Annotated in this window: 22 protein-coding genes, 1 tRNA gene and 1 riboswitch; of the genes, 9 read left to right on the top strand and 14 right to left on the bottom strand. The window is 62.1% G+C overall.

Annotation, left to right across the window (positions count from 1 at the left end; all coding sequences use genetic code 11):
* Positions 1 to 300: 300 nt before the first annotated feature.
* The 9 genes from P0D71_RS14555 to ydfG form a co-directional block, all read right to left on the bottom strand.
* Positions 301 to 376, bottom strand: a tRNA-Lys gene (locus P0D71_RS14555).
* A gap of 164 nt (positions 377 to 540) precedes the next feature.
* Positions 541 to 1290, bottom strand: a complete 750-nt coding sequence (gene ybgF / locus P0D71_RS14550; protein ID WP_408349857.1) for a tol-pal system protein YbgF — start codon at positions 1288 to 1290, stop codon at positions 541 to 543.
* 19 nt (positions 1291 to 1309) lie between these two features.
* A complete protein-coding gene (gene pal, locus P0D71_RS14545) occupies positions 1310 to 1819 on the bottom strand; it encodes a peptidoglycan-associated lipoprotein Pal (RefSeq protein WP_012431817.1) in 510 nt (169 codons plus the stop codon).
* Positions 1820 to 1851: 32 nt separating this feature from the next.
* Positions 1852 to 3144, bottom strand: coding sequence for a Tol-Pal system beta propeller repeat protein TolB (gene tolB / locus P0D71_RS14540; RefSeq protein WP_091796650.1), 1293 nt, complete (start codon positions 3142 to 3144; stop codon positions 1852 to 1854).
* A 139-nt stretch (positions 3145 to 3283) separates the two neighbouring features.
* Entirely contained in the window at positions 3284 to 4321 is a 1038-nt protein-coding gene (gene tolA / locus P0D71_RS14535) for a cell envelope integrity protein TolA (protein WP_091796649.1), read from the bottom strand.
* Positions 4318 to 4764 carry a protein TolR gene (gene tolR, locus P0D71_RS14530; protein ID WP_007179120.1) on the bottom strand — a complete coding sequence of 149 codons (447 nt, stop codon included), beginning with the start codon at positions 4762 to 4764 and terminating at the stop codon, positions 4318 to 4320. Before tolR ends, tolA begins: the two co-directional genes overlap by 4 nt.
* A gap of 10 nt (positions 4765 to 4774) precedes the next feature.
* The gene (tolQ, locus tag P0D71_RS14525) at positions 4775 to 5452 is read right to left on the bottom strand and encodes a protein TolQ (protein ID WP_007179119.1); all 678 of its coding nucleotides are present in this window, start codon (positions 5450 to 5452) and stop codon (positions 4775 to 4777) included.
* A gap of 155 nt (positions 5453 to 5607) precedes the next feature.
* Entirely contained in the window at positions 5608 to 6087 is a 480-nt protein-coding gene (ybgC, locus tag P0D71_RS14520; RefSeq protein ID WP_408480695.1) for a tol-pal system-associated acyl-CoA thioesterase, read from the bottom strand.
* Between the two features lie 58 nt (positions 6088 to 6145).
* Complete coding sequence (gene ydfG / locus P0D71_RS14515) at positions 6146 to 6892, bottom strand: bifunctional NADP-dependent 3-hydroxy acid dehydrogenase/3-hydroxypropionate dehydrogenase YdfG (protein WP_091796647.1); 747 nt, start codon at positions 6890 to 6892, stop codon at positions 6146 to 6148.
* A 241-nt stretch (positions 6893 to 7133) separates the two neighbouring features.
* A riboswitch (ZMP/ZTP riboswitch) is annotated at positions 7134 to 7242 on the top strand.
* A 166-nt stretch (positions 7243 to 7408) separates the two neighbouring features.
* Here ydfG and glyA point away from each other — a divergent pair.
* The 7 genes from glyA (at position 7409) to P0D71_RS14480 (ending at position 12234) form a co-directional block, all read left to right on the top strand.
* Complete coding sequence (gene glyA / locus P0D71_RS14510) at positions 7409 to 8656, top strand: serine hydroxymethyltransferase (RefSeq protein ID WP_408301028.1); 1248 nt, start codon at positions 7409 to 7411, stop codon at positions 8654 to 8656.
* A 6-nt stretch (positions 8657 to 8662) separates the two neighbouring features.
* Positions 8663 to 9145, top strand: coding sequence for a transcriptional regulator NrdR (gene nrdR, locus P0D71_RS14505; RefSeq protein WP_091796645.1), 483 nt, complete (start codon positions 8663 to 8665; stop codon positions 9143 to 9145).
* A gap of 204 nt (positions 9146 to 9349) precedes the next feature.
* Positions 9350 to 9910, top strand: coding sequence for a GspH/FimT family pseudopilin (locus P0D71_RS14500; protein WP_408480693.1), 561 nt, complete (start codon positions 9350 to 9352; stop codon positions 9908 to 9910).
* Complete coding sequence (locus tag P0D71_RS14495; RefSeq protein WP_408186716.1) at positions 9907 to 10353, top strand: type IV pilus modification PilV family protein; 447 nt, start codon at positions 9907 to 9909, stop codon at positions 10351 to 10353. The genes P0D71_RS14500 and P0D71_RS14495 overlap by 4 nt, the downstream gene beginning before the upstream one ends.
* A complete protein-coding gene (locus tag P0D71_RS14490) occupies positions 10350 to 11159 on the top strand; it encodes a PilW family protein (protein WP_408480691.1) in 810 nt (269 codons plus the stop codon). The genes P0D71_RS14495 and P0D71_RS14490 overlap by 4 nt, the downstream gene beginning before the upstream one ends.
* Complete coding sequence (locus P0D71_RS14485) at positions 11156 to 11770, top strand: pilus assembly PilX family protein (RefSeq protein ID WP_408480689.1); 615 nt, start codon at positions 11156 to 11158, stop codon at positions 11768 to 11770. Before P0D71_RS14490 ends, P0D71_RS14485 begins: the two co-directional genes overlap by 4 nt.
* A gap of 11 nt (positions 11771 to 11781) precedes the next feature.
* Entirely contained in the window at positions 11782 to 12234 is a 453-nt protein-coding gene (locus P0D71_RS14480) for a type IV pilin protein (RefSeq protein ID WP_091800788.1), read from the top strand.
* 80 nt (positions 12235 to 12314) lie between these two features.
* On the opposite strand, the gene P0D71_RS14475 is transcribed toward P0D71_RS14480, so the two are convergent.
* The 3 genes from P0D71_RS14475 to P0D71_RS14465 all read right to left on the bottom strand — a co-directional run bounded on the left by P0D71_RS14475 (position 12315) and on the right by P0D71_RS14465 (position 13712).
* Positions 12315 to 12794 (bottom strand): DUF3318 domain-containing protein, encoded by a 480-nt coding sequence (locus P0D71_RS14475; RefSeq protein ID WP_091796642.1) that lies wholly within the window; start codon positions 12792 to 12794, stop codon positions 12315 to 12317.
* Positions 12795 to 12891: 97 nt separating this feature from the next.
* Positions 12892 to 13278 (bottom strand): phage holin family protein, encoded by a 387-nt coding sequence (locus tag P0D71_RS14470; RefSeq protein WP_011486908.1) that lies wholly within the window; start codon positions 13276 to 13278, stop codon positions 12892 to 12894.
* A 131-nt stretch (positions 13279 to 13409) separates the two neighbouring features.
* Positions 13410 to 13712, bottom strand: coding sequence for an ElaB/YgaM/YqjD family protein (locus P0D71_RS14465; protein WP_091796641.1), 303 nt, complete (start codon positions 13710 to 13712; stop codon positions 13410 to 13412).
* 341 nt (positions 13713 to 14053) lie between these two features.
* On the opposite strand from P0D71_RS14465, the gene P0D71_RS14460 reads away from it, so the two are divergent.
* Positions 14054 to 14692: a peroxiredoxin gene (locus P0D71_RS14460; RefSeq protein ID WP_408480745.1), complete on the top strand. Its 639-nt coding sequence runs from the start codon at positions 14054 to 14056 to the stop codon at positions 14690 to 14692.
* A gap of 137 nt (positions 14693 to 14829) precedes the next feature.
* Here P0D71_RS14460 and P0D71_RS14455 read toward each other — a convergent pair whose 3' ends face one another.
* Positions 14830 to 16020 carry an acyl-CoA dehydrogenase gene (locus P0D71_RS14455; RefSeq protein WP_091796639.1) on the bottom strand — a complete coding sequence of 397 codons (1191 nt, stop codon included), beginning with the start codon at positions 16018 to 16020 and terminating at the stop codon, positions 14830 to 14832.
* 104 nt (positions 16021 to 16124) lie between these two features.
* Between P0D71_RS14455 and P0D71_RS14450 the strand changes: the two genes are divergently transcribed.
* Entirely contained in the window at positions 16125 to 16910 is a 786-nt protein-coding gene (locus P0D71_RS14450; protein WP_091796638.1) for an IclR family transcriptional regulator, read from the top strand.
* Between the two features lie 140 nt (positions 16911 to 17050).
* Here P0D71_RS14450 and P0D71_RS14445 read toward each other — a convergent pair whose 3' ends face one another.
* The gene (locus P0D71_RS14445; protein ID WP_091800785.1) at positions 17051 to 17884 is read right to left on the bottom strand and encodes an EAL domain-containing protein; all 834 of its coding nucleotides are present in this window, start codon (positions 17882 to 17884) and stop codon (positions 17051 to 17053) included.
* Between the last annotated feature and the right edge of the window lie 334 nt (positions 17885 to 18218).

Raw genomic sequence — 18218 nt, 5'->3', positions numbered from 1 at the left:
GCGGGGCTGCGGTGGGTGAGATTATATGTGATTGTGATATAAATTGGCGCGAGGGTAGTTGTGTGGATTGACGGGCAGTGTAAGTGACTGGTCATCACAGGCCGGGGCGCGGCGGGTTTCGCGTCATGGGGCTGAGACCGGAAGTGATGGTCGGAAAGACGGGGGAGGGGCAGAAGGGGGGGGCGGTGCGGAAACCCTAAATGCCGACCGCGGCGCAACGCGGGGACGCATAGCGTAAAGAAACCGTGCCGCAAAAAGAAAAGGGCTCGCACGCTGACGCGTGCAAGCCCTTGAATCTTTTGGTAGGCCGTACGGGATTCGAACCTGTGACCAACGGATTAAAAGTCCGCTGCTCTACCAGCTGAGCTAACGACCCAAAAGAGAGCGAAATTATAGCGATAGCCCCGGTGAGCTGTCAACCCATCGAGCCTACGTAAGCAATCACCACTTCAGATAGTGAAAAGCCCAGGTATCACTACCCGGGCTTTTCAGCGAGAGGCGCGCGTGGCTATGACTTCGGACACTGCGCGTTACTGCCAGCTACTTGATCTGCGAGAGCTTGCTCTGGGCCGATTGCGCGACGTCCGAGCCGCCGTACTGCGCGACGATCTGCTCCAGCGTCTTCTTGGCCGCGGCCTTCTGACCCTGCTCGAGCTGATTGTTCGCAATCGCCAACAATGCTTCAGGCGCACGCGGATGCTGCGGATATTTCTGCACCACACCTTGCCAGGTCGCCGTCGAGCCCTTGTAGTCGCGCAACGCATACAACGCGTTGCCCAGCCAGTACTGCGCGGTCGGCTGGTAAGGGCTGTTCGGAAACTTGGAGATGAAGGTGCGGAACGACGCCGCCGCATTCTTGAAGTCGCCGTTGCGGAATTGCTGCGAAGCCGCGTTGAACGACTCGGTCTCACCCGGCTGCACCTCGCCCTGGACGCCGTCCACCGTTTGCTGCTGCGGCTCGAATTTCTTCAGGCGCGTATCCAGATCGGTGTAGTAGTCCTTTTGCTGCTTTTGCAGCGTGGCGAGCTGATTGCCCATGTCCTCGTTCTGTCCGCGCAGCGTCGCGACCTGCTGATTGAGCTGGTCGAGACGATTGGACTGATCGAGGATCGTGCGTTGCGCAGCCGACAACTGACTCGACAGGCTATCGGTCTTCGAGCGCAGATCGAGAATGGCCTGACGGGCCTGATCGTCGTCGAAGATGCCCGCATGGGCGGGCACAGCCGTGAAGGCCGTGCCTGCGACGCAGGCCGCTGCGGCAAACCGCAGCCAGGAGAAACGATGCGTCATTCGGCTCATCACCCGTTACTTACTGTTGGTATACGAGGTCGGCGCGGCGGTTTTGTGCCCACGACGATTCGTCATGACCCGTAGCTTGCGGCTTTTCCTTGCCGAGGCTCACGGCTTCCATTTGCGAGTCCGTCACGCCCATCAACGACAGCGAACGGCGCACAGCTTCAGCACGCTTCTGGCCGAGTGCCAGGTTGTACTCGCTGGTGCCGCGTTCGTCGGTGTTGCCCTGGATCAGGACGTGGCGTTGCGGATGGCTCTTCAGGTATTGCGCGTGTTGTTGCAGCAGCGATTGGTAGTCGTCCTTCACCGAGTAGCTGTCGAAGTCGAAGTAGATGCTGCGCTTGGCGAGCGGGCTGTTCGGATCGTTCAGCGGGTCGACGTTGACCGTCGCGACATCGTTCGGGTTCGGCTGTGCCGAGACCGTGCCACCCTTGTTAGCGTTCTCGTCGAGCTTGACGCCCGAGTGACATGCGGCCAGCGCACCGACCATCAATACAGCAAAAGCGAAGCGAAGTTTTGACATCATTTGGTTACTCTCCTTGTGTTATTGCATAAACGTTATTGCATAAACGGGCCCCAGGACGGCTCGCGTACGCTGCCACCCTGAACGGACAGGACCTGCCGAGTGCGACCGTCGGTCGATACTGCGGCCAACACGCCACGGCCGTTCACCTGTGTGGCGTAAAGAATGTACTGACCGTTCGCCGCGAAGCTCGGCGATTCGTCATGTGTCGTGTCCGTCAGGCCTGTGGCGGTGTTGCCTTGCAGGTCCTGGATATAAAGCTTGAAGCCGCCGCCGACGCGCGAGATATAAGCGAGCTGTTTGCCGTCCGGGCTCACGCGCGGGCTGGTGTTGTAGCTGCCCGTGAACGTGACGCGCTGTGCGGCGCCGGCGTTTTCGCCTTGGGCCGACATCTTGTAGATCTGCGGCTGGCCGCCACGGTCGCTGGTGAAATAGATCGACTGGCCGTCAGGCGAGAAGCACGGTTCGGTGTCGATCGAGCTGCCTTGCGTGAGACGGCGCAGGCCGCTGCCGTCTGCATTGACGGCGAAAATCTGCGTGTTGCCGGTGCGCGAGAGCGCAACCGCCAGCGTACGTCCGTCCGGCGACCACGCCGGCGCACTGTTATTGCCCTTCTGGTCCGACACCACGATGCGGCGGCCCGTGGGCAGATCGTGAATGTAGACGATCGGCTTTTTCTTTTCGAACGAAACGTAAGCGACCTTGGTGCCGTCTGGCGACCATGCTGGCGAGATGATCGGCTCGGGGCTCGACAGCGCGATGTGCGCGTCCTGGCCGTCCGAATCGGAGATCTGCAACTGATAACGGCCGCCCGTCTTGATGACGTACGACAGGCGCGTGGCGAACACGCCGCGGCCGCCCATGAGCTTCGCGTAGATGTAGTCCGCAACCTTGTGCGCGCTCATGCGCAAGCCGCTTTCCGGGCTCACCAGCACGAGGCCGCCGAGGCTTTCGCCCTTGACGGTGTCGTACAGCTTGAAGCGCACTTCATATTGACCGTTCGGCAGGCGGTTCACGCTGCCCGACACGAACGCGTTGGCGCCCTTGGCCTTCCAGCTGCCGAGGTCGACGGAATCCGTTTCGGCGACCGGGGTGGAGCCCGCGTCGATGTTAGTGAATTTGCCGCTGCGCTGCAGATCCTGACGCACGATCGTGCTGACCTGCTGCGGCGAGTTCGCTTCATTGGCGAAATTCGCCGTTGCGATCGGAAACTGGGTGGACCCGACGCCCGTGACGAGGACGTTGAGTTGTGCGTTGGCGGCGCCACCTACGGCGATCAGGCACGACGCTACAAGTGTCCGCAGGCCTAGCTTGGTCATCAAACTCATGCTGTATGGATTCCCCAAAAACGGTTTTACTAACGCTTCAAGACAGCAGACAGACCCGAAAACAACTAATTCGTTCCCGAGCGCGCCCCGATGGGCGGGGCGCTGCGTTTGCTGTCGACTGACTGTCGAACTGCTGCAATCAACCGGCCGGGCGCAACGTAATCAGGAAGCTGGTCGGTGTCTTGCCATTGATGTCCTGAGGCATCGGATCAGTACGCTGGACGGCCCGCAGCGCCGCGTCGTCCCACGCTGCGTTGCCGCTGCTGCGTGAAATCGTTGCGCCAAGCAAGGTGCCCGTCGGCGAGCAGCGCACGGAGACGACCGTCTCCAGGCCGCTGGTCTCACCGCCCCACGTGATGTTCGGGCGCACTGCACGACGCACCTTGTCCGAGTAGCCCGGCGAGGTCGCCGTGCCACCCGAGCCGCTGCCCGTGCCGTTCTTTCCGAGGCCATCGCTGGTGGTCGAGCCGGTGCCGCCGGTCGCGAGGCCTTGCATCTGCGCGAGGCGTGCGCGACGTTCCGCATCCAGTTTCTTCGCTTGCGCCGCGGCGTCGGCTTGCGCTTTGGCCTTCGCGGCTTTCTGCGCGTCGGCCTTCTTCTGCGCTTCAGCCTCGGCTTGCTTTTGCTGTTCCTGCTGCTGTTCCTTCAACTGCTGTTGCTTTTGCTGCTCGGCCAATTGCTGTTGCTTCAGCTTGTTGGCCTCCTGCTGTTGCTGCTGTTGCTGCTGTTGTTTCTGTTTCGCTGCGGCAGCCTTTTGTGCCGCGAGTTGCGCTGCCTGTTCGGCCGCCAGTTGCTGCTGTCGCTTCGCTTCAGCTTCCTGCTGGGCCTGCAGCTTCTGCTGACGTTGCTGCTCGGCCAACTGAGCCTGGCGAGCCGCCTCCTGTTGCTGGCGCTTCTTTTCCTGCAGCGCGATGTCGGCCTGCTCGTCGCGCACCGGCGGGGCAGGGGCGACCGGCACGGGCGCGGGCGGTGGCGGGACGGGACGCGGGATCACCGCGTCGGGCACTTCGGTCCACAGTTCCGCTTCAGCGCCCTCAGGCGTACTGTTTTGCCACTGAATGCCGTGATACAGGAAGAATCCGAGCAGCGCGTGCATCACCAGCGCGAACGCAAAGGCTCGCCCGGTGCCGCGTTCACGCGGTGGCTGGAGCGGGTATTCGGAGTTCTTGCGGATCATTGCGATTTGACGAGCAATCCAACGCGCTTGACGCCGCGAGCCTTGAGCTCGGACATCACGTTCATCACGACTTCGTACTTCACGGTCTTGTCGGCGGCGATGACGACCGGCTGATCCGGGTGCGATTGCGCGCGCTCGGCGATAAAGCCGTTCAGATCGGCCTTGGTCATGTCTTCCTGCTGCTGCGCACCCGAATCGTCCTTGTATTTGACGCTCATGTTGCCGTCCGCGCGAATGTTCACGATGACGGGCGGCGTTTGCTGCTGCGGCGCCGCGCCACCGACTGTCGGCAGATTGACGATCGACGGCGCGACGAGCGGCGCGGTCACCATGAAGATCACGAGCAGCACGAGCATTACGTCGATATACGGCACGACGTTGATGTCGGCCATCGCGCGGCGCGAGCGGCTGCCGCGCATGCTGGAGGAGCGAGAGCCTGCCATCGTGGACTCCTTACTGTGCCTGACGCTGCAGGATGTTCGAGAATTCTTCGATAAAGGTCTCGAAGCGGATCGCCAGACGGTCGATGTCGTGCGCGTAGCGATTGTAGGCAACCACGGCCGGAATCGCAGCGAACAGGCCAATTGCGGTAGCCGTCAGCGCTTCGGCGATGCCCGGCGCGACATTCGCCAGGGTGGCCTGCTGCACGTTGGCGAGGCCGCGGAACGCGTTCATGATCCCCCACACCGTGCCGAACAGACCGATATACGGGCTGACCGAGCCGACCGACGCGAGAAACGCGAGATTGGCTTCGAGCACGTCCATTTCACGCTGGAACGCGGCACGCATGGCACGCCGCGCGCCGTCGAGAATCGCGCCCGGATCGTTCAGACGCTTTTCCTTGCCCTTCAGGAATTCGCGCATGCCGGACTCGAAAATCCGCTCCAGGGCGCCGATCGTGTGGCGGTTGTTCGCGGCACTTTGATAAAGCGCCTGCAGGTCGCCACCCGACCAGAAATCGCGTTCGAAACGTTCAGTCTGCGCGCGCGCCCGACGGATCGCAAACCACTTGCGGAAGATGAAGGTCCACGACAACAGCGACAACAGCAGCAACAGGGCCATGACGGCCTGCGCCAGCAGGCTCGCATTGAGTACGAGGGAAACGATCGACAGATCTTGTGTAGTGTTCATAAAGGTTCGTTTTAACGTCCCGGAAGGGGGCGTCCGGCTGCAAGGCCGCTCGAAGCTTGCCGTGAGCAAAACGGAAGCATCGGCGATATTGCAAGCCGAACCATGCTTTGTGTTGCTTGATCGTTACGAGTTCACTGGCCCCGTAACAACGGGGTTCAGTCATTGTCCGTTGACACGCCGCTGTCGCTCACGGCCGGACCGCGCCGCAAGGCGGCAAGAACCGGCGGAGGAATCGCGGCCGGCCGCAGCGCGATGCGGTCCACGCAGCCGACCCGGATGGAACCGGTAGCAAGCAGCGTGCCGTCGCGCCACGCTTCCTGCGCGAAATCGACCGAAGCGCGGCCGAGACGCTCGATCCGGCTGACTACGTTGACGACATCGTCGAGCCGGGCCGGCGCCCGGTAATCGACCGCGGTGCTGCGGACGATGAAAATTGCCCCCGACTCATCCGCGAGCCGATTCTGGTCGACGCCGCACGCGCGCAGCCATTCGGTGCGCGCCCGTTCGAAAAATTTCAGGTAGTTCGCGTAAAACACGATGCCGCCGGCGTCGGTATCTTCGTAATACACGCGGATGGGCCACGTATAGCCGATTTCCGTGCCGGGCTGGCTGGTCGACATATTCATGCGGCGCATTTTACCGGAACGCACACCCCAAGGTCTGTTTCAAGATGTGCGCCCCGTCTGGCGGGCGTTAGCCGCGATGAACGGACAACGCGGAGAACGATTGCGCCACCGGCATCAGCTCGATCGTGTTGATATTGACGTGCGCCGGGCGCGTGGCGATCCAGTAGATCGAGTCCGCGATGTCTTCGGGTGTGAGCGGTTGCACGTTTTCGTACATTTTGGCGGCTTTGTTGTCGTCGCCGCGAAACCGGACGTTCGAGAACTCGGTGCCGCCGCACAGGCCAGGTTCGACGTTCGTCACCCGCAGCGCAGTGCCGGCCACATCGGCGCGCAGATTCAGGCTGAACTGATGCACGAACGCTTTGGTGGCCCCGTAGACGTTGCCGCCCGCGTACGGCCAGCTGCCGGCTGCCGAGCCCAGATTGAAAATGTGGCCGCGGTTGCGCTCCACCATGCCCGGCAGTAACGCGTGCGTGACCTGCACGAGACCTGTGCAGTTGGTCTCGATCATGGTGTTCCACTCGTCGAGACTCGCTTTCTGCGCCGGTTCGATGCCGAGTGCGAGGCCGGCGTTATTGACCAGCACGTCGATTGCGGCGAAGTCCGCCGGCAGCGAGGCAGGAACGGCCTCGACGGCCGCGCGGTCGCGTACGTCGAGTTCATACGGCAGAAGCGCGTCGCCGAGTTCATCGGCGAGTGCCTGCAGACGGTCCTTGCGGCGAGCTGTGGCGACCACACGATGGCCACCCTTGACGAAGGCGCGAGCGATAGCGGCGCCGAATCCCGCGGACGCTCCGGTGACGAACACGATCATTGCTGTGGTTCCCTGGCAGGTAGGAGAGAAAGGCCCCAAGCCTACTTCCATTGCCGCGCTGCGGCAAGGGTAAACCAGCCGTACGAGAGGCTTTGGGAGGGACGCGCCGCGGCCCGCCGGCGCTGTTCCGTCAGACGTTTGCGCGCTGCACAAGGCGGCGCTGAGGGCCGTCCAGCCGGCACGTGCGGCAGCGGCCGGAAGCCGGTTGCCTATTCGATCCTCTTCCAATAAACTAACGCGCTCATCCCTGCGTGACTGGCGATAGAACCGGTTCAAGCAATCGGATTCAAGGTGGAGCAACCCACCGTGAAGCGCAGGGTGCCGTTTTGCCGTTCGCCTGGGCAGCCGTGATCCGCGCGCATTGATCTGCGCTGGCGGTGGCTGTCCTGCCTCGCGTGTGCGGCGACTCTCCATCCGCCACGTCAGGGCTGGCCCAGCCGCCAGCAGCGCTGCGTACCCTCTACGCAAGATTCGGCGCACGATCCGGTCAACCTGAACACATTCAACGGAATCCGTATGTTTGACAGAGCCCAAAGCACCATCGCCAACGTCGATCCTGAACTCTGGAAGGTCATCGAGCAGGAAAACCGCCGTCAGGAAGAGCACATCGAACTGATCGCGTCGGAAAACTACACGAGCCCGGCCGTCATGGCTGCGCAAGGCTCGCAACTCACGAACAAGTACGCAGAAGGGTATCCGGGCAAGCGCTACTACGGCGGCTGCGAGTACGTCGATATCGCCGAGCAGTTGGCGATCGACCGCGTGAAGCAACTGTTCGGCGCCGAAGCCGCCAACGTGCAGCCGAACTCCGGCTCGCAGGCGAACCAGGGCGTGTTCTTCGCCATGCTCAAGCCGGGCGACACGATCATGGGCATGAGCCTCGCGCACGGTGGCCACCTCACGCACGGTTCGCCGGTCAACATGTCGGGCAAGTGGTTCAACGTGGTGAGCTACGGCCTGAACGAAGCCGAAGACATCGACTACGATGCCGCAGAAAAGCTCGCTCAGGAACACAAGCCGAAGCTGATCGTGGCGGGCGCCTCCGCGTTTGCGCTGCGTATCGATTTCGAACGCCTGTCGAAGATCGCCAAGTCGGTCGGCGCGTACTTCATGGTCGACATGGCGCATTACGCCGGCCTGATCGCGGCGGGCGTCTATCCGAATCCGGTGCCGCACGCCGATTTCGTTACCACTACCACGCACAAGAGCCTGCGCGGCCCGCGCGGCGGCGTGATCCTGATGAAAGCCGAGTTCGAAAAGCAGATCAATTCGGCCATCTTCCCGGGCATTCAAGGTGGACCGCTGATGCACGTGATCGCCGGCAAGGCCGTCGCGTTCAAGGAAGCGCTGTCGCCCGAGTTCAAGGCGTACCAGCAGCAAGTCGTCGAAAACGCGCGCGTGCTGGCGGAAACGCTGGTCAAGCGCGGTCTGCGCATCGTGTCGGGCCGCACCGAAAGCCACGTGATGCTCGTCGACCTGCGCGCAAAGAAGATTACCGGCAAGGCTGCGGAAGCCGCGCTGGGTGCTGCTCACATCACGGTCAACAAGAACGCGATTCCGAACGATCCGGAAAAGCCGTTCGTGACGAGCGGCGTGCGACTCGGCTCGCCGGCCATGACCACGCGCGGTTTCGGCGTCAAGGAAGCCGAGCAGGTAGGTAACCTGATCGCCGACGTGCTGGACAACCCGGAAGACGCCGCCACGATCGAACGCGTGCGCGCGCAAGTCGCCGAGCTGACCCAGCGTTTCCCGGTTTACCGCTAAGCCGCCATGCACTGCCCCTTCTGCCGTCACGCCGATACGCAGGTTGTCGACTCGCGCGTATCCGAAGACGGCGCAACGATTCGCCGGCGCCGCCGCTGCCCGGCCTGCGACAAACGTTTTACGACGTATGAGCGGGTCGAGCTGGCGTTGCCGTCGGTCGTCAAGAAGGATGGCAGCCGCACGGAATTCGACCGCCGCAAGATCGTCGCGAGCATGCAACTGGCGCTGCGCAAGCGCCCGGTGGCCGCAGACGCGATCGACGCGGCGGTTGCGCGCATCGAGTATCAGTTGCTCGGCAGCGGCGAGCGCGAGGTGCGCAGTGAGCGCCTCGGCGAGCTCGTGATGAACGAGTTGCGTGCGCTCGACACCATTGCCTACGTTCGTTTTGCGTCTGTCTACCGGCGCTTCGAAGACGTCTCCGAATTCGAAGACGTGATCGAAGAATTTCGCCGCGCCTCTTCTCCTCCCAAGCCCCCCCGCAAACGCTGAACGCAGTCGCATCTCGCGTTGCGTCTGAGTAGCCGTTTTTCCCTGCGTCGTTTCGCGCATCCGCATCTCCCGTTGCCGTTATGGTTCGTCGCGTGCATTTTTGCGCGGGATAGCGTCTGAGTGCCACCTGGCCATTCGGCCGATTGTTGAGCGATTTGCAAATCGCTAGATTGGCTGCATTCTTCGAATCGATCAGGGATGCAGATGAAATGGAATGCAGTCTGTCCGCCGCGACGCCGCGGCTTCACGCTTGTCGAAACGCTGGCCGTGGTCGCGCTGCTTGCCGTGATCGCCGTACTGGGTACGCCCTCGTTCGTCGCGTGGTACGTGCGCGATCAGGTCGACGCCCGCGCGAAGGCGCTTGCCTCGACGCTTGCCTATGCGCGTAGTGAAGCGTTGCGCCAGGGCGCGCGAGTCACCGTCTTCCGGACCGATGCGGCCCGGCATTGTCTTGCGGCGGGGCAGCCGTGCGGCAATGGTGTGGCTGACTGGTCCTGCGGCTGGGCTGTTCTCGCTGAACGAGGCGGATCGTCATCGCTATTGCGCGCGCAGCCTCTCTTTGCAGCCGTGAGCATTACCGGCACGCAGACGAATCTCACGTTCACGCCGCCAGCGGGGCAATTGATCGGCACCTTCCGCAGTTTTGATATTGCGCCGCGTGCGCCGTCCAAGGCCACGCAAGGGGCCACGTGGCGGCGCTGCATTCGTATTGCAGCGGGTGGTCGCGCGCGGATCGCCGAAGGCGCTTGCGGAGCGGCGTCATGAACCGATACCCGCAGAACCGTTACTCGCGCTGTTGCGGGTCGGCGTGTGGTGGCAGCTCATTGATCGAGGTCATGCTGGCTGTCGCGTTAATGGCGGTCACAGCGCTGGGCTTGATCGCCGGGCAATTGTGGACCGTGCGTGAAGCCCGCGCGATGTCGATGCGCGAACACGCCGCCTGGATAGCCGACTCCGTTGTGGAGGCGACGTACGCGTCTTCCGCGGGCGACGCGGCAATCAGGCAATGGAGCGCGCGGGCAGCGGTAGTTTTGCCGCATGGCGAAGCCTCGGTGCGTGACAACGGCGGTGTGTCCTTTGCGCGTGTTACGTGGGCAGCGCTGCGCGACATGCCGCATTCCGACGATGTGATCGACAAGCCCGTGCCCTGCGGCGGAGCGGATCTTCCCGTGGGGTCGTCATGCGTAGCGCTGGCGTTTGCACAATGATGCGGCGATCGAATCCCGCTCGCGGCCACACGCTGATCGAATTCGCGATTGCCATGGCGCTGGGGCTGCTGGTGACCGCGGGTGCTGTCTCGCTATATACGGCCCAGCGCAGTGCATTCGAACACGCGAGCGATGCGATGCGGATCCGCGAATCCGGCCTCATTGCACTGACGCTGATCGGCCAGCAATTGCAAATGGCCGGCTTCGTACCCGCGGACGTCGCACGGTACAACACTCCCGCACCGTTGTTCGGATGCTCGGGTGGCCGTCCGACCGGCGCTGACGATAGCCTTGCCTGCGAGACCTTGCCTAGTCATTCAGACGGCGTCGCGGTCAGCTATGTCGGTGACAACGTGTCCACATGGCCGTCCTCCAGCGGGCAAACAACCGACTGCCTCGGGCAGGCCGTGACCGGCGCCAGCGCAGCGCTCGGCGACAAGGGTGTGCTGGTCGTCAACCGGTACTTCGCCAGAGTCAGTGCTTCGACCGGGGAGCCGGAGCTTTATTGCGAGGGCAACGGCAAGACGGGGTCCGCGCAGCCGCTGGTCGAAGGTGTCGAGCGCGTGCGCGTCAAGTACTGGTTGGCCGGTGCGCTGGCTGCAAGCGACGCGTCAGCCGTGACGGCCGATCAATGGGCGAAGGTCGTCGCCGTCGATCTCTGCGTGCTCGTGCGTGGTGCGCCACGAGGACAGCGTTCGCGCTATGTCGATTGTGACGGCGTCGGCGCTCTGGCTAGCGATTCGCGTCCGCGCCAGGCGTTCTCGCGGCGCGTTGCGATACGCAATCACGCGGAGGATGGGGCGTGACGAAACGGCGAATCGAACAGCAACAGCACCTGGCAGTCAGGCGATGCGTTAGGCGTCACGATCAAGTGGAAGACTTTTCGTGCTTCAGTCGAGTGCCCCGCGAAAACCGTTCACGCATTCGGCAACTCGGTGCAGTCTTACCGATCGTCCTGCTGATTTCAGCGATGATGTTGGCCACTTCCGCGGCCTGGTTCGAGACATCGATTGCGGCAGCGCGTGGCGCCACCAATGTTCGCGAATACCTGCAGGCTTTCCATGCTGCGGATTCGGCGTTGACTTTGTGTACCCGCAGTGTGATCGCGAGGGCAACCACCCAAAGCGCGGCGCCGCTGCCGACCGTATCCGGCGAACCGGTTCAATGGAAACTCGAAGCCGCGTTCGAAGCCGGCGCCGTTACGCCCGTAGCGCAATGGCCCGGATCGCTACGAGCGCCGCAATGTCTGGTCGAGGCCTGGCGTCTGGCAACTCGCACTGATGCTCGAGCGTACTTATTGACTTCGCGCGGCTTCGGCCGGACGAATGCGTCGCAGGTGTGGTTGCAGGTGGAGCTGGTAATCGATGGAGAGAAGATTGAACGTCATTGGCGCCGCGTCGCCGCGCGGCCTTTCTGATTGGAGGTGTCATGAAGCCGCATACATCCGCCTTCACGCTGCTCGAATTGATGATCACGCTGGCGATTGTCGCCGCGCTGGCCGTGTTTGCCGTGCCTTCGTACCGCAGCCATGTCGCGCGAACTCATCGAATCGATGCGGCGGCCGCGCTGTATCGCGCGGCCCAATTCGTCGAGGGAGCGTCGAGCGACAACTTGTCGGCATTGCCCCCAGGTCTCGATCAGGCGCCGCAATTCGGCACACCCGTTTATCGCCTGCATGTTCTGCCCGCCGACGATGCGAACGGTGGCTACGCGATAGAGGCGGCGCCGAGCGAATCAGGTCCGATGCACGACGACACCTGCGGTATTTTCACGCTCGATGCGACAGGATTACGTAGCAACAAGAGTGGCACAACCGGCGGTTCAAACAGCGGAACAAACGGTTCGACAACCGCTAGCGCCGATTGCTGGAATACAAGCTAGCGAACCGGCAAGACGGCGAACCGGCAAACCTGCAAACCGGCAAGACGGCAAGACGGCAAGACGGCAATCAACGTCACGCGTCAATAACCGCTATTGGTCGAGTCGGCCCTGTCGCCAGACGACGCAGCGGAATCCTGCTTCATCTGTTGCCAGATCCGATAGGCTTCCCATCCGGCAAGGGCGAGGCTGCCCCATTTGAGCACAGGCTTGGCGCCCGCTGCGACCGTTGCGCGCAGTGGCTTGGCGAGGAGGATCGAAGCGATCGAACTGATGAGCGGATACTGTTTGAGGAGGGCGCCAATGCTTCCCGCGTTAAGAAAGCTCGCCTTCGAGCCTTGGCCCACACGCATGCCACCGAAGCCCGGCAGGATGAACTTGAGCCAACTGAAGTGCGTCACTGCCTGCCGCAATTCGATAGTCGCCTGAGCGAGTTCCATGCGCTCGACATCCGCGCGCACGAGCAGCAGTTCCTTGCGCAGCGCGCGCAAATGAGGTGCGCTCAGATCTTTGGCCTGGTGGCGCTTGTTACGGAAGGCGGTATCGGAATGGATCTGGCTCATGGCGTGTCGGCGGCAGTGAAGGTGGGGCGGTAGAACGGCGCTGCAAATCGCGCGAAATTCTTAAGAAGACGCAGGGCACGCCGTTGCGTCTTCCGGGTCACGGTTTGCGGAATACGTCGCGGTCTTTTTCGAACTCGGCAATGGTCGCCTCGAACACCATCGGGGCATTGCGCAATCCGCTGCGCGCTTTCAGCGCACAGGCTAATCCCGCAATCGCATAGACCGCGGTGATGCCGGCGAGCGCTTGCCAGCGGTAGGTGTCCCAGAATGCGATGGCGATCAGCGCCGTGAGCGCGATCAGTGCCATTGTGGCGAGCATCATGGCGGCGAGGCCGAGAAACAGCACGCCGAGCAGACGGTCCTTTTCTTCGGCGAGTTCGATGCCGACCAGTTCCAGCCGCGTTTGCAAAATGGCAAACACGGAACCGATTATGCGGCGCAAAGGACTATGTTCTCCGCGCTGCGATTGTGTGTCGATCGTCATGGCTGTGGGCGTTGCGCGTGAAGGCCTAACCGGCGCGCACGCGCGCCAGAAGAAGCGGACCGGCCAGGCTTGCGCCGGTCAACTCGATTCGCTGATGCGCCGGACGGTTAGGTCCGACGCCGTCGCCAGTGTTACTTGCGGTTGATCAACAGCCCAAGCAGCACGCCGGCGCCCGCGGCGATGCCGATGGATGCCCACGGGTGCTCGTGCACGTAGTCGTCGGTGGCGCGGGCCGCTTTCTTACCTTTTTCGACCACTACGACCTGAACGTCAGCCGCTTTTTCCCTGGCCTGCTTCAGGCGCGTCAGCGCCGTTTCACGAAGTTCCGAAGCGCGCTCGCCGGTGGCGCTCGCGGCTTGTTTCAGCAGATCTTCAGCGTCCGCGAGGACGGTTTTGATATCCGACATCAATCTCTCCTTGTTGACTTCCGACATTGACAGCTCCCCTTCGTCTCACGCCACGCGTGAATCGTAACCAAAGAAACGGCCGCTGGCGAGCGCAGGGCTCGGTTGGTTCACAACTTCGCACGAACCGTTCCCGGTTGAAGCATAACGACAAAACCCCCGCCGCCAGCACAATATGCGGCAAAGTTTGCCTAGAATGGAGTTGATCTGTCCCGCAAAGTTTCCACTAAATCAGTGAAAATTACAAAAACGCATAAAGTAGTGACGCGATGTTCGTTCGTCACACACCGTCGCTCCCGTATGCTTTATCTTTGCGGGGCGCCGTCGGTGAATGCTGTCGCGGCAATGTCCAAACCTCTAGGAGATGCATGATGAGTCTACGTCTTGGCGATATCGCGCCGGATTTCGAACAGCAGTCGAGTGTCGGCCCGATCAAATTCCATGAATGGCTGGGCGATAGCTGGGGCGTGCTGTTTTCGCATCCGGCTGACTTCACGCCGGTCTGCACGACCGAACTGGGCTTGACGGCGAAGCTGGCTGATGAATTCGAGAAGCGCAATGTGAAGACCATCGCGTTGTCGGTCGACAGCGCCGAGTCTCACAAGGAGTGGATTAAAGACATTAACGAGACTCAAGCCGCCAATGTCGGCTTCCCGATTCTCGCTGATGGCGACCGGAAGGTTTCCGAGCTGTACGACATGATCCATCCGAATGCGAACGAAACGCTGACCGTCCGCTCGCTGTTCGTGATCGACCCGAAGAAGAAGGTGCGGCTCATCATCACCTATCCGGCCAGCACGGGCCGCAACTTCGACGAAGTGCTGCGTGTGATCGATTCGCTGCAACTCACCGACAATCACTCGGTCGCGACACCGGGTAACTGGAAGCAGGGTGATGACGTGGTGATCGTCCCGTCGCTGAAGGACGAGGAAGTCATCAAGCAGAAATTCCCGAACGGCTACAAGGCGCTGCGCCCGTATCTGCGCATGACGCCGCAGCCGAACAAGTAAGCGGCGGTGAGTGACAAAGCGCGCCATGCACTGCGGCGTGCTGCGTCGAACAAAAAAAGCCAGTTCATATGAACTGGCTTTTTTATCGTGTTGCGCAAACGCCCCCAACGGCCGGCGGCATCAGCGCACCGCAGGTTTCAGAAGAAAGCCTGAATGCCCGTTTGCGCGCGGCCAAGAATCAGCGCGTGAATGTCGTGCGTGCCTTCATAAGTGTTCACGACTTCCAGATTCACCAGATGCCGCGCCACGCCGAACTCGTCCGAGATGCCGTTGCCGCCGAGCATGTCACGTGCGAGCCGCGCAATGTCCAGCGCCTTGCCGCATGAATTGCGCTTCATGATCGAGGTGATCTCGACGGCCGCGGTGCCTTCGTCCTTCATGCGGCCAAGACGCAGCACGCCTTGCAGTCCGAGCGTGATTTCGGTCTGCATGTCGGCGAGCTTCTTCTGGATCAACTGGTTCGCGGCGAGCGGCCGGCCGAACTGTTTGCGATCCAGCACGTACTGACGCGCGGTATGCCAGCATGCTTCGGCCGCGCCGAGCGCGCCCCAGGCAATGCCATAGCGCGCCGAGTTCAGACAGGTGAACGGACCGCGCAAACCGCTGACTTCCGGGAAACGGTTCTCTTCCGGCACGAACACTTCGTCGAGCACGATTTCGCCGGTAATCGACGCACGCAGGCCCACCTTGCTGTGAATAGTCGGCGCCGACAGGCCCTTCCAGCCCTTCTCGAGAATGAAGCCGCGAATCGCGTCCTTGCCGTCTTCTTCGAGCTTCGCCCACACCACGAACACGTCGGCGATGGGCGAATTGGTGATCCACATCTTCGAGCCCGACAGCGAATAGCCGCCGTCAACTTTCTTGGCCCGCGTGACCATGCTGCCCGGATCGGAACCGTGATTCGGTTCGGTCAGTCCGAAGCAGCCGATCCATTCACCGGTGGCGAGCTTCGGCAGGTATTTCTGCTTCTGCGCTTCCGAGCCGAACGCGTGGATCGGCACCATGACCAGCGACGATTGCACCGACATCATTGACCGGTAGCCGGAATCGACGCGCTCCACCTCGCGCGCAATCAAGCCATACGCGACGTAGTTCAGGCCGGGGCCGCCGTATTGTTCGGGAATCGTCGGGCCGAGCAGGCCGAGTTCGCCCATCTCGCGAAAGATCTCGATGTCGGTCTTCTCGTGCCGGAACGCTTCGAGCACGCGCGGCTGCAGCTTGTCCTGCGCATAAGCCGCAGCGGCGTCGCGCACCATGCGTTCGTCTTCGGTCAGCTGCTGATCCAGCAGCAACGGGTCTTCCCAGTGAAACTGCGCGGCCTCGGCCATGGCTTATCTCCTGATTCCTTGCTTGACTAAACGTGCGTGAAGCTTGACTTAAGTTCCGCTATGCGAAACAATGTTTTGCAAACCACGTCCGAGTGTATCACCCCATGACGCCTGCATCCACTCCCTCCGAACCGCTCGACGAGCGCAAATTCGTCGTCGCCCTCGCACGCGGGCTGGATTTGCTGCGCGCGTTCAAGCCGGGAGAAACAATGCTCGGCAACCGCGATTTCGTCGAACGCACCGGCTTGCCGAAGGCGACCGTCAACCGGCTCGCCTACACGCTGACCGTGCTCGGCTATCTGCGACTCGACGAAACCTTGGGCAAATATGCGCTCGACGCCGGTGTGCTGTCGCTCGGTTTCGCGCTGCTTTCGGGCACGGACACGCTCGAACTCGCTCGCCCGCACATGCGCACGTTCGCGCGCGAGGTGGGCGCGGCGGTTTCGCTCGGTTGCCGCGATGGGCTCGACATGATTTATCTGGAGACGATTCGCAGTGAAACCGCGTTGACGCTCGGACTCGCTTCCGGCTCGAAACTATCGATGTTGACGAGTTCGATGGGGCGCGCCTATCTCGCCGTGCAACCGCTCGACGTGCGCGCCGCATTGCTGGCCGAACTGCGGAAGGCGGCGGGCAAGGAAGGCGACGAACTGGTCGCCGATGCGGAGAAAGAAATCGCTGCCTTCGCCGCGCAACGCTGCTGCTATTCGTTCCGCGCGTGGCACGACGATGTCAATGCGGTTGCGGTGCCGTTTCGCGAGCCGCGCGAAGGCCGCTGGCTGGTGCTGAGTTGCAGCGGGCCGGCTTCGTCGATGGGAGAGGAGGTGTTTCGTGACAATGTCGCGCCGCGGCTGAAGGCGCTCGCGCGGCGTTTGGGCGATACGGGCTGAAGCGGCGCGGGTGCGGCTACGTGACTTGGCTCACGTCTGCTCGACGGGGCTCGACGAGATCAACCGCTCAACGGCTCAACGGCTCAACGGCTCAACGGCTCAACGGCTCAACGGCTCAACCGCCCAACCGCCCAACCAACTCAAACCGCCCGGTCGTGATAATGCGCATTGAACAACGGCCCTTGCACGAAGCGCACGTCGTATTGCTGCAAAGCATCGAACTGCGCTTCATCCACCACACGATTGAAGATCAGCGGAATCCGCAAGCGGCCGGCATAACCCACTAGCGGTTTAACCGTCGCATCGCGCAAAGCGGTGCCCGCATCCATCTTGAGGAAGTCGAGCCGCGCGGTCTCCGACACCGACAGAATCTGTCCCGCGTTGGACAGATTGCCCGCCACCTTGAAGCCATAGTGCTGATAGCTCTTGGTCAGATAGCCGAGAAAAGTCTTGTGCGCGACCGCCGCAGCCGGCAACTCGATCACCACCCGCGACGGGTTCAATCCGAACGACACCAGCACGGTCGAAAAATGCCGCCCGTGGTCGTACTTCACACTCTTGAGCAGCCGCTCGTGTACTCGAAGAAAGAGCAGCCCATGCCGCTGCGCGCCGAAGAAATTGATGGCGTGCAGCGCGCGTGACATGCGGTCGAGTTCGACGAGATCCCGATCGTCGGCGATCCGGTCGAACGGATCGAACACGTCGGACGGCGCAGCGTCGAGCAGGTGCGTGACAGCCTGAAAGCCGAGTTCGTCGCCGAACCGGTCAACCCCCTCGGCCCCGGACGAAAGCGACTGCGCCAACGCATGCACGCTGATATCGAAGATCGGCTCGTAGGCGCTGGCGAGTTCCAGCTCTTCGAACCGCGCCAGCGCGACGTCGTGATGCAGGCCTTGCCCCATCGCCAGATGCGCGCCGAGAAACGGATGATCGGCGGCGCGGGCAATGAGAGCGGGGATGGTCGGCGGAATCATGTAGACGTATGGATGGCGATGGAGAGGCGCGCGGCAACGCAATCCGGTTGCCGCATCCATTGATGGTAGCAGTCCGCACCGCGCTCACATGAACAAATTGCTCATAACGTTATCCGCCGAACGCTCGTATCCACGGGCCACGGCGCGTTTGCGCAGCGGTTTTTCAGGGTATACGTTAATTTCACTATCCGTAATTAGTTTTACCATACGTAAATCGTAGCGCACCTGCGATGGCGGGAATATTTGTGCCGCGTGGCCTGCATGTACCGGACACGCGCGCTTCTGGGCCGGTTCGGCCGCACCGCCGCCCAACCACCCAATCAGCAAGAGGGGA

This window comes from Paraburkholderia sp. RL17-383-BIF-A (assembly GCF_046028015.1).
Taxonomy (GTDB): domain Bacteria; phylum Pseudomonadota; class Gammaproteobacteria; order Burkholderiales; family Burkholderiaceae; genus Paraburkholderia.
This window is presented reverse-complemented; position numbering and strand designations above follow the sequence as displayed.